Origin of the sequence: Amycolatopsis sp. SID8362 (assembly GCF_010550475.1) — a bacterium.
Classification (GTDB): Bacteria; Actinomycetota; Actinomycetes; order Mycobacteriales; family Pseudonocardiaceae; genus Amycolatopsis; species Amycolatopsis eburnea.
On sequence record NZ_JAAGNB010000389.1, the window covers coordinates 1 to 10,342 of the forward strand.

Annotated in this window: 6 protein-coding genes and 2 pseudogenes; 1 reads left to right on the plus strand and 7 read right to left on the minus strand. The window is 71.8% G+C overall.

Annotated elements, in window-relative coordinates; all coding sequences use genetic code 11:
* The 6 genes and pseudogenes from G3I65_RS12210 to G3I65_RS12235 form a co-directional block, all read right to left on the minus strand.
* Positions 1 to 643 (minus strand): annotated as a pseudogene (locus tag G3I65_RS12210) (ornithine decarboxylase); the annotation flags it as partial.
* A gap of 22 nt (positions 644 to 665) precedes the next feature.
* Positions 666 to 3,209 carry a glutaminase domain-containing protein gene (locus G3I65_RS12215; protein ID WP_160696205.1) on the minus strand — a complete coding sequence of 848 codons (2,544 nt, stop codon included), beginning with the start codon at positions 3,207 to 3,209 and terminating at the stop codon, positions 666 to 668.
* Positions 3,210 to 4,158: 949 nt separating this feature from the next.
* Positions 4,159 to 4,635, minus strand: coding sequence for an MSMEG_6728 family protein (locus G3I65_RS12220; protein WP_160696206.1), 477 nt, complete (start codon positions 4,633 to 4,635; stop codon positions 4,159 to 4,161).
* Positions 4,636 to 4,710: 75 nt separating this feature from the next.
* A complete protein-coding gene (locus tag G3I65_RS12225) occupies positions 4,711 to 5,016 on the minus strand; it encodes a DUF1883 domain-containing protein (protein WP_086858244.1) in 306 nt (101 codons plus the stop codon).
* Between the two features lie 101 nt (positions 5,017 to 5,117).
* Positions 5,118 to 6,191, minus strand: a complete 1,074-nt coding sequence (locus G3I65_RS12230) for a hypothetical protein (RefSeq protein WP_160696207.1) — start codon at positions 6,189 to 6,191, stop codon at positions 5,118 to 5,120.
* Positions 6,192 to 7,002: 811 nt separating this feature from the next.
* Positions 7,003 to 7,479 carry a MarR family winged helix-turn-helix transcriptional regulator gene (locus G3I65_RS12235; protein WP_160696208.1) on the minus strand — a complete coding sequence of 159 codons (477 nt, stop codon included), beginning with the start codon at positions 7,477 to 7,479 and terminating at the stop codon, positions 7,003 to 7,005.
* A gap of 39 nt (positions 7,480 to 7,518) precedes the next feature.
* On the opposite strand from G3I65_RS12235, the gene G3I65_RS12240 reads away from it, so the two are divergent.
* Positions 7,519 to 8,964, plus strand: coding sequence for a phenylacetate--CoA ligase family protein (locus G3I65_RS12240; protein WP_239071087.1), 1,446 nt, complete (start codon positions 7,519 to 7,521; stop codon positions 8,962 to 8,964).
* Here the strand turns inward: G3I65_RS12240 and G3I65_RS12245 are convergent.
* Positions 8,961 to 10,342, minus strand: a pseudogene (locus G3I65_RS12245) (hypothetical protein); the annotation flags it as partial. The gene G3I65_RS12240 and the pseudogene G3I65_RS12245 sit on opposite strands and share 4 nt — an antisense overlap.

The following is a 10,342-nucleotide window of genomic DNA, read 5'->3' on the forward strand; positions in this document are numbered from 1 at the left end:
CGCCGCCGAGGTTCAGCCGTGTCAGCGCGACCCCCTGGGCCGCGGCCTCGGCGAACAGCTTCGCCGCCGTGGCGATCCCGATCTCCCAGGCGGCGACGTCCGGCTGCTGCGAACCGACGTGGAACGCGATCCCGGGCCGCAGCCCGCGCGCGGCCGCGCGCAGCACCAGGTCCAGTGCCTCGGCCGGCTCGCAGCCGAACTTCCGGCCGAACGGCGTCGCCGAGTCCGGCCCGTCGAGCACCACGCGGATCGACACGGCCGAGCCCGGCGCGTGCCGGCCCAGGTGGTCGACGTCGTCCGGCGCGTCCGAAGTGAACTCCCGGACCCCGCGCTCGAAGGCGAACGCGATGTCCCGCGGCTTCTTGATCGGGTTGCCGTAGGCGAGGTCCGCCGGGGCGGCGCCGCGCTCCAGGCACAGCGCCAGTTCGGCGGGACCTGCCACGTCGAAGCCGATCCCGGCCGCCACCAGCGCGTCGAGCACCGGCGGCGCCGGGTTGGCCTTCACCGCGTACCGGATCAGCGCGCCGGGGAAGGCCGCGCGGACCTCCCGCGCCCGGGCGGCGACGACGTCGGTGTCGACGACCAGGAACGGGGTCGGCGGGTCCTGCTCGGCCAGGAACCGGCGGATGGGGTCGGCGCACACGGCGCCAGTGTCGCAAACGGCGTCAGACGAACCGCCACAGGTGGTCCGGAGTCCCGTTGTCGGCCCACTGGGTCACCTGGGCACCGTCCGCCGTGGACTGCTGGTCGACCGCCATGACCTTGCCGCTGCGGACGTTGACGAGCTTCGACCAGCCGCCGCCGGCGTCGACGATCCGCCAGTTGTGGTCCGGGGTGCCGTTGTCCTGGAACTGCTGGACGTGGGCGCCGTCGTCGAGGCTCTGGTCGTGCACCGCGAGGACCTTCCCGCTGTTGCGGTTGACGATCCGGACGGTGCCGTCGCCGTTGTCGACCACGGCCCAGAGGTGGTCGGCGGTGCCGTTGTCCGACCACTGCGTGACCTCGGCGGTGTCGGCCAGCGACATGTTCGAGACGGCGAGGACCTTGCCCGAGCGCTGGTTCTGCAGCTTGCGCCACACCGTCGCCGACGCCGCCGGCCGGGTCAGCAGCGCCAGGTAGCCGCCGGCGACCGGACGGGCCTGGAACCCGCGCTGGGTCGCGTCGGCGACGACGTACCAGTCGCTGAACGGCACCCGCTGCGGCGTGCTGTTCGCGTAGCTGTAGACGCCCTCGACCAGCGTGTTCCGGATGTTCGGCTGGTCGGTCAGCCACGCCGCGGTCCACAGCTCCCAGTCGGCCTTCGTGTAGTTGTTGCGCGGGTCCAGCAGGACGCCGTGCGCGCCCGCGCGGCCCTGGTACCAGGCGGCCTCCTGCGCGGCGACGCCGAGCGGGACGAGGTCGAGGCCGAGCACGCGGTCGGCGAAGCCGTTGTACTTCAAGCTCCACGTGCCGGGCTGGTCGTAGGCGAGCTTGAGGTGCTGGCCGTCCTCGGCGAGCGTCACCCACTGGCTGAGGTAGCTCCGCGACGTCGAGCGGTACCGCTGAACGTCGGCGGTGTTGCCGGTCGCGGCCGCGATGACGCCCATCGCGCCGACGCCGATGATGCCCTTGAGCGCGAGGTTGGCGCTGTGCGCGATGAACCCGGTGAAGTCGTCGGTCTGGTTCTGGAAGCCGGGGTCGAGGGTGTTGCCGATGAGGTATTCGGCCCATTGCCGCAGGATCCGGTAGTGGGTGTTCGCGAAGGCGACCGCGCTCGCCGACGGCAGCCGCTGGACGAGGGCGGCGGCCATGATCAGCATGTTGGCCGACTCCTCGACCGGCATGCTCTCCTCGTTGCCGTCGTTGTGCCCGGTCGCGTCCGGGTAGTGGGTGCCGAGGTCGTGCTCGGCGAACTGCATCGGCCAGCCGCCGCGCTCGGCGTAGTCGAGCAGCGGTTCCAGGATCAGCCGCAGATAAGCAGGCGAAAGGTAGAGGTAGGCGGGGAACGCCGGGTAGGTGACGTCCACTGTGGACATGTTGCCGTTGGAGGAGATCTCCTTGAGGAACCCCCACGGCGCGCCGCCGCGGTCGACCAGCTCGGTGCCGCCGAAGGCTTGCCGCAGGGCCAGCGCGCAGATCCCGGCGTAGTGCTCGCCGGTGGTCCCGCCACCCGCCGCGGCGACGGCGTCGTCGTGCAGCCGCTGGTCGATCGCGGTCGCGGCGGCCAGCGCGCTCGCGTAGTCGTTGCCGAACCAGACGGCCATGTCCGGCCAGCTGCCCCAGTAGTGCGTCCACCAGGGGTTGAGCGCGGTGCCGAGGTACCGGACGGCGGGCGTGCGGACGTGCCCGATCGAGAGCGTGAACGGGGCCGAGGAGCCGCCGGCCGGGATCGTGCCGAGGTCCTTGTTGAACGCGAGAACCGGCCAGCGGTCGTTGATCGCCCGGGGCTGGGCGGTGTCGCTGGTGTTGTTCAGGGCGCCCTGCCCCGCCGAAGCGGCGCGCACGACGGTGTCCTGCCCGATCTGCCAGCTGGTCCCGGAAGTTGGCGCCGCGAGCACGAGCCGGCCCCAGCTCGCCTGGTCGCCGTTCTCCTGGAGGACGCCCGGGGTCGCCGGGGTGCAGCTGAGCAGCGTGTAGCCGCCGGATTGCTGCTGGGTCCAGGTGACCGGCGTGGCGGTGTCCCCGTGCACCCATTCGGCGGAGGTGTCGAAGTGCAGGTCGACGGCGTGCGCCCGCCCGTCGACGGCCGTCGCCTGGATGGTCACGTAGCCGAAGGGCACGCACTGGCGCTGGAGGTTCGCGGGGTCGACGGGCGAGAAGAACGTGACGGTGAGGTTCACGCCCCCGCCGGTGAGGACGTACGTCGAGCGGGTGCCGGTGACCTGCAGGCTGACCTGCGTCATCGGGGTGAGCGCGGACCCGGATGGCAGCGCGGGCGAGCCGGCGAAGACGTACGCGGTGCCGTCGATGCGGGCGAGGCCGCACAGTGCGGTGATGTGACCGGTCCAGAAGCTCGACCACGTACCGGCGAGGTTGTCGGCGGCTTGCCAGGTGGACAGGTAGGGCGACCGCACGATCAGCGGAGTAGCCGGCGGCCGAATCGGACTGAAGCTCCCCGCGGCGGCGGCCATCCCAGGCAGCCAAAGCGCAGCAGCCACGGCGGCGGCCGTCCCTCCGGCGAGCCGGAGCAGGTCGCGACGGGTGAGGTGAGCACGTGCAGGCGAGGACATCGGTGACCCCTTCGACGGCGTGCGAACAGCGCGGACCAACTTTTACATCGTTGGTACAACGTTGTAAATCCGCCGAAGGTCGGCCGGGCCGGCGTGGTGGACCACCGGGGGCGCAGGTCCGGTGCCAATTCGGTCGGCGCGGCACGGAGGGGCGCATCGACAGCGGCCCCGCCCAACCTCGGCTCTGCGCTACGGGCCACGCTGACCACAGAGAGCACTGCCCTCGGGCGCCATAGACCACAGAGAGCACCGCTCTCGCACCAACGGCGGCCGAATTCAGCGCAGAGAGCACCGCTCTCGACGCACACCGGTTCGGCTTCGCTCCAGAGAGCACCGCTCTCGCCCCTGGTTTGACTTCGCCCCAGAGAGCGCCGCTCTCACTCCACGCCGGTCGACTTCGGCCACAGAGAGCACTGCTCTCGACCCGCACTGGTCAGCCTCGAAACAGAGAGCACTGCTCTCGGCCTGCTCCGGCTCGGCTTCGACCACGAAGAGCAGCGCTCTCCGCACCCGCCGGTCGACCTCGACCTGAGAGAGCACTGCTCTCCACCCACGCCAGTCGGCTTCGACATAGAGAGCACCGCTCTCCAGCGACTCCGCTTGCGGAGAGCACCGCTCTCAGTCGGCGCCAGTCAACTTCGACACAGAGAGCACCGCTCTCCCACGGCCGCGCGTGCGGACACAGAGAGCACCACTCTCCGACAGCCCCGATTGCCGAGAGCACCGCTCTCGGTCGACTCCAGGCGCAGAGAGCACTGCTCTCGGGCCCTACCGGCTGCGGAGAGCACCGCTCTCCGACGGCGCAGGCACGGAGAGCACCGCTCTCGTACATCGCCCATCGAAGAGAGCACTGCTCTCGGTTCCCACCAGCCGCGGGCAGCTCCCGCACACTGCCCGTTCAGGCCACTCAGGCTTCGGGCGCCGCCGACCGCAAGTCGGCGGCGCGGCTTCAAGCCATACGCGAGGGGCGATCCGACGGCGGCCACACGTACAGCAGATCCGGCGCCACATCGGGGAACCGCGCGCGGTAATGGTCCGGGTCCTTGCGCACCAACGCCGACTGATGGCTGCAGTGCAGGGCTTCGTCACCCAGCCACGGCGGCAGCTCACCAGCGACCGCCAGCTCCGCCTGCGTCCGAACCTCCGCACCGCCGAGCGACCGCCTGTACTCGTCGGCAAGCTTCACCGCGCACGTATCGGCCGCCCCCAACGCACACCACACCGCGCAAACCTCGAAGCCATAGCGGGTCAGGGCTTCTTCGTAGCCGGTCCACATCTTCGCCGCGGGATGGTGGCGCCAGCCGTAGCCGGGCACGACGAGCGCGCGCAGCACCTGAAGGGCCTCGACGCGCTGTTTGCCGAGCCGGCGGCGGTCGAGGGTGCGGGCGCTGGCCGTGGAGTCGGGGCAGGGCAGGAAAGTCTGCATCCCCAGGGGACTACCCCGTCGCCGGGCGGCCACACCTGTGTCCCTCCGCGGCCCGAAGACCGCGGAGGGACGCGATCACCGCCGCCCGGTGCGTCCCCTGGCCGCCGCGGCCGGTTCCGGCTCGACGCTCACCCGGGGGCGGAGGGGGAGGTTCTCCAGCCCCTCGACGTCGAGCACCAGGAACCAGTGCGCGTTGGCGGGGATGTGGATCTTGAACATCGGTGCGGTGGCCACCCCGCCGTGCATCCGGTAGTACTGCCGGCGCCGGTATGCCTGGAAGTTGACCTCCGTCAGGAGCCTGACGTTGGCCATCGCGTCCAGGCGGACGGTGACCACCGCGTCTCTTCGCACTTTCCCGAGGTCGAACACGTTCGCTTCCATTACGTCCCTCTTCCACGCGTGGTTGGTCGATTCGAGTTCTGGTCGCGGGCAGCGCGGAACACGCCGCGGAGCGCACGACGGAGCGGAAGATCGGGACGGGCCTAGCCGGGGCCGGTACCCGGTTCGCAGGGCCGGAAGAGCGGCACGAAGGCCTCGGAATCCCACGTGCCGGGCCGCAGGTCGCGGATCCCGTGCTCGGTGCTCAGGAACGCGGGCGGGATCGTGCTGCCGGACCCACCGGCGAGATCGGACAGCGCCGGTAACGCGGGCGCGGCCGGCAACGGCGGGGTCTTGGCGGGCCCGCGGCGGGCTTGGGATGCCCGGTCCGCGTGCTGCGCCGGACTTGCTTGACGCGTCTTGTGCGCCGATCGCTGAACGTCCACTTCGGACCCCCAGCGGGGGGCCGCCGTGGTCGCGTTCACGGGCGCGGAGAGAAGAGCCTTCCGCAACGGCAGCAACGATTTCGCGTGCGGCAGCCCAACAACATCGCCGCCGGAACCGGGATTGGGTCCGACGCCGTCAGTGGCGGGAGGGAGCACCGGCTCGACCGTCCGCACCACCGGCTCGACCACCCCGGCTGCGGTGTCGAGGATCGGCTTCGCCACCGCCCGCACGACATCGGTCACCGGCGCCAAGACGCGCCCGGCGGTCTCGGTGACGGGCGACAGCACCGGCTCGACGGCATCCACCACCGGCCGCAGCACACCGGCGACCGCACCGGTCAGCGGCGCCACGACCGGCTCGACCGCCCGCACCACGGGTCGCAGAACCGTGGCCGCCGTGGTGGTGACCGGCTTCGCCACCGCCTGCACGAAATCCGCGACCGGCTCGAGCACGGGCCTCGTGATGGGCGCGACAACGACACCGGTCACCGGCTCGACAGCACGGGAAACCGACTCGACCACCGGCCCCGCAGCCGCGGCGACCGGCGTCACGACGTCAGCGACCGTCCAGGCCACCGGCTCGGCCGAACGCACGACCGCGGCTACCGGCTCGACCACCGGTGCTACGGTCTTGGCCGCACGAGCGACGGGACGCACCGCCTGCACGGCATCAGTTACCGGCCCGGCCGATCCGAGGGCCCGCGCCGGCACAACCAACGATCCCGCCGATCGCACCGCCGGCGCGATCGTGCTGGAAGCCGAACCCACACCCGCCGCGACGACCTCGGGCACCGGCGACACCACGGGCTCGGGTGAACGCATCGTTCGCGCCATCGGCTCGATCGTCGGTCCAACCGAACCGGCGCCTGCAGCAGCGACCCGAGCCGCCCGCGAGACCGCAGACCCAGCCGGACGCACCCTCTCGACCGCTGATCCCGGCGACCTCGTGCTCGCAGGGGCACCCCCAGTCGTCGGCGCCATTCGCGCCAGTGACTCAACCAACCCCGCACCCGCTGCAGCCCCGGTCACCGGCAGCGTCGCCCGCACGGCGGTCTCAGCCGCCGGACCCGCAGCTGCGGCCGTAACCTGCGACATCGCCGACCCTGCCGAACGCACCTGCGCGACCGCCGATCCCGGCAACCTCGCGCTCGGAGCGGCAACCCCAGCCACTGGCGGCACGGTGGGCCCACCCGGACGCACCCACTCGACCTCCGAACCCGACAGCTGCACCACCGACCCCGCCCCCAGGGCGGCAACCCCAGGAACACCGGAACCACCCGACGTCGTCGCGTCGGCATCGCCCGAAGTCAGCCACAGCGCCAGCCACAGGCCCGCTGCCGCGCCGGCCACTACCAGTAGGCGGCGGGTGGCGGCCCATCTGGCGGCCACGGCGCTGGCCCGGGTCACGTCGGCGAACCTCCAGGTGCGGATGCGCTGGACAGGGGACGTACCCTCCAACGTCCGGCGCCACACGCGTGCTACGCGCCACTCGTCGCTTCCACTCGTCCGGACTAATCCGGAAGTGTCAGCAAGCCTGAGTGAAGACTCCAGTCGGCGGACGCCGGTCGTCCAGTCGCCACACCAAGCCTGCGCCCGGAAAGACTCAGGCTTCCTGAGAGCGGCGGAGTTCTGACAGCGCTCCCAGTGCGGTCACCCCGTGCAGGAGGCCCTCGCGGAACGTCGCGCGCTGGCCGGGGCTGAGGTCGGCCAGCAGGGCGTGCTCGACCTCGCCGACCGCCGGGGCGCAGTCGGTCAGCAGGGACTGGCCGGCGTCGGTCAGGCCGGCCAGCAGGACGCGCTTGTTGCCCGCCTTCGGGGTTCGGGCGATCAGGCCGCGGTTCTCCAGCGCCAGCACCATCTCGTGCATCGTCTGCGGCCGGAGGAACGACCGCCGGGCCAGCTGGGCCGAGGACAGCGGGCCGCTCGCCTGCAGGACCGTCAGCGCCGTGTACTGCAACGTCGTGAGCCCCAGCGGGCGGAGCGCGTCGTCGAGGAGCGCCCTGATCACCAGTTCGAGCCGTTTGACCAGGTACAGGGTCAACGGCGCGCCGGCGGGGTGGTGCTCCGCGGAGGTGCTCACGCGCCCATCATGACACGCGGTGGCCGCTATGCTCCGATCATGGACCTCGGTCGGCAGACCCGCGTGCGGCAGGCGTTCGACACCTTCTTCGCTCCCCCGGAACCCGCCGCCGGAAGCCACGTCCTCGAACTCTTCCGCCGCACCGCGGAAACCGTGCCCGCTTACCGGGATTTCCTCCGGACGCACGGGATCGCGCCCGAGGACGTCGCCACGATCGACGACTTCCGGAAGCTCCCGCTCGTGGACAAGGCCGGTTACCACCGGAAGTACCCGCTGCCCGAACTGTGCCGGGGCGGCAGCTTCGACGGCAACGACATGATCGCCGTCTCCTCCGGCTCCAGCGGCCACCCCACCATCTGGCCGCGGGCGCTCGAGGACGAGCTGCACGTCGCTGGCCGCTTCGAACAAGTGCTGGTCGACGGCTTCCACGCCGACCGGAAGCGCACCCTCGCCGTCGTCTGCTTCCCGCTCGGGACGTGGGTCGGCGGGCTCTTCACCACGGCGTGCGTGCGCCACCTCGCCGCCAAGGGCTGCCCGATCACCGTCGTGGCGCCGGGCAACAACAAGGCCGAGATCCTCCGCGTGCTCCCGGAGCTCGCGCCGCACTTCGAGCAGGTCGTGCTGCTCGGCTACCCGCCGTTCGTCAAAGATGTCGTCGACACCGGGCTGGCCGAAGGCGTCGACTGGCCCGCGTACGCGATCAAGCTCGTCCTCGCCGGCGAGGTCTTCAGCGAGCAGTGGCGCGACCTCGTCGCCCAGCGGGCCGGGGTCGCCGACCCCGTCACCGACATCGCGTCGCTCTACGGCACCGCGGACGCGGGCGTGCTCGGCACCGAAACGCCGGTGTCCGTGGGCATCCGGCGGTTCTTCGCCGATCACCCGGACCTCGCCCGCGAGGTCTTCGGCGACGCCCGGCTCCCGACCCTCGTGCAGTACGACCCGGCGAGCCGCTTCTTCGAGGTGCACGACGGCACGCTCGTCTTCACCGCGGACGGCGGGATCCCGCTGATCCGCTACCACATCGCCGACGACGGCGGTGTCCTGCCGCACGCCGAACTGCTCGACTACTGCGCCCGCCACGGCTTCACGCCGCCGCCCGGGCCGGCGCTGCCGTTCGTCTACGTCTTCGGCCGGTCGCTGTTCACGGTTTCGTTCTTCGGCGCGAACGTCTACCCGGAGAACGTCACCGTCGGGCTGGAGCAGCCCGGCATCAGCGACACCGTCACCGGCAAGTTCGTCATCGAGTCCGTCGAGGACGCCGACCGCGACCGGCGGCTGCGGATCACCGTCGAGACGGCGCCGGGCGCGAGCTCCGACGCCGGCCGGATCGCCGAATCCGTGCGCGCGCAGCTGGTGCGACTAAACAGCGAATTCGCGCACTACGTCCCCGCCGAGCGGCAGCTGCCCGACGTCGTCCTGCGCCCGGCGGGCGATCCCGAGTACTTCCCGGCCGGAGTCAAGCACCGCTACACGCGGCCGTCCTAGAGGCGGGCGAGCTTGCGGAACCGTTCGCGCCGCTCGCCGGCGGACGAGCCGTCGGCGATGTCGTCGTCGAACCACGAGCACAGCGCCGCCCACAGCTCGGCACGCGCCGCGTGGTCGTCGGCGACGAGGGTGTGCTCGAGTTCCGCGATGTCGGCGACCAGCTGGTCGAGCCGCTGGTCGCACAGCCGCACGTACTCGCGGACGACGACGTTCGCGTCGAGGCCGGTCTTCCCGCGCCGGCCCGCCGCTCCGCGCAGCTGGGCGTGCAGGCCTTCCGCGCTGTAGAGCGGGAAACCCGAGATCGACCCCGGGTAGCCGGCTTCGGCCGACCACTCGCGGAACGCGCAGATGGCCTGGTAGCGCGTGTACCAATCCTGTTTGCCGGTGGCCAGCGCGGTCAGCTTCCGCCAGGCGTCGCGATCGGCGGCGCGCCAGCGGTCGACGGTCCGGCTGTCCGGCGCCGGCTCCGCGGGCCGGGTCCGCCAGAAGTGCGCGCGGCAGCCGGCGATCTCGGCGACCAGCTGGCGGACGTAGCTGACCTGTTCCCACACGTGCGCGCGCTGCGGCCTCAGCGGTGCCGCGCGGTCCGGGGAGAAGGTGACCATCTCGAAGACGCGGAACAGCTCGTGCCCGCGCAGCGCCGCGAGGTCGGGGTCCTCCCCCATCACCCACGAGCGGCGTTCCGGCAGCCGTCCACTGTGGCTGATCGTCGCCGCGTGGTAGAGCTCGCGGACCGCCCGGCGGGCCACTTCGTCGCGCGCTTCCCCTTCCAGACGGGGATTCCGGGCGCGGTCGCGCAGGTCGCGTTCGCCGCGGGGGCCGACTTCGAGCATCGCGACGGCGTACACGCTCGCCGCGTTGTAGCACTCCTCCCACGACCTGCGGGGCCCGGCGGCTTCAACGGTGTGGTCGAGCGCCCGCGGGTCCGGCGGCCAGCGCCGGTCCGGGCAGACGTCGGCCAGCCGCTCCCGGCTGCCCGGATAGGCGGGCAGCGGTTCGGGCACGGCGCCGGTGACCGGTTCGACGTCCGCCATCGCGCGGCGCAGCACCGCCCAGACCAGGGACAGGTCGAGCGCGCGGTTGGTCAGCTGCTGCCAGCTGCGGCGCCACCGCCTGCCGAAGCGGCGGTAGTCCTCGACTAGCCGTTCGATCTCGTACTGCGACAGCGCGGCGAAGTACGACCGCATCTCGGCGGCACGCTGGTTGTACTCGGCCAGCTGCGCCGGAGTCGCTTCCTGGACGACGAGCTCGTCGACCGGCACGCGCAGCACGCGCCGGTGCAGCGCCAGGCGCTTCTCGCGCGGGGTCGCGTACCGCTGCGTCCGCACGTCGAGGTCGACGTACCGGCGGAAGCGCAGCTCGATCGCGGCCCGCAGCT

What these genes read in the sequence shown, in the direction of transcription:
- G3I65_RS12215 (WP_160696205.1), bottom strand. Translation starts at nt 3,209, where the DNA reads ATGTCCTCGCCTGCACGTGCTCACCTCACCCGTCGCGACCTGCTCCGG.
- G3I65_RS12240 (WP_239071087.1), top strand. Translation starts at nt 7,519, where the DNA reads ATGGACCTCGGTCGGCAGACCCGCGTGCGGCAGGCGTTCGACACCTTC.
- G3I65_RS12220 (WP_160696206.1), bottom strand. Translation starts at nt 4,635, where the DNA reads ATGCAGACTTTCCTGCCCTGCCCCGACTCCACGGCCAGCGCCCGCACC.
- G3I65_RS12225 (WP_086858244.1), bottom strand. Translation starts at nt 5,016, where the DNA reads ATGGAAGCGAACGTGTTCGACCTCGGGAAAGTGCGAAGAGACGCGGTG.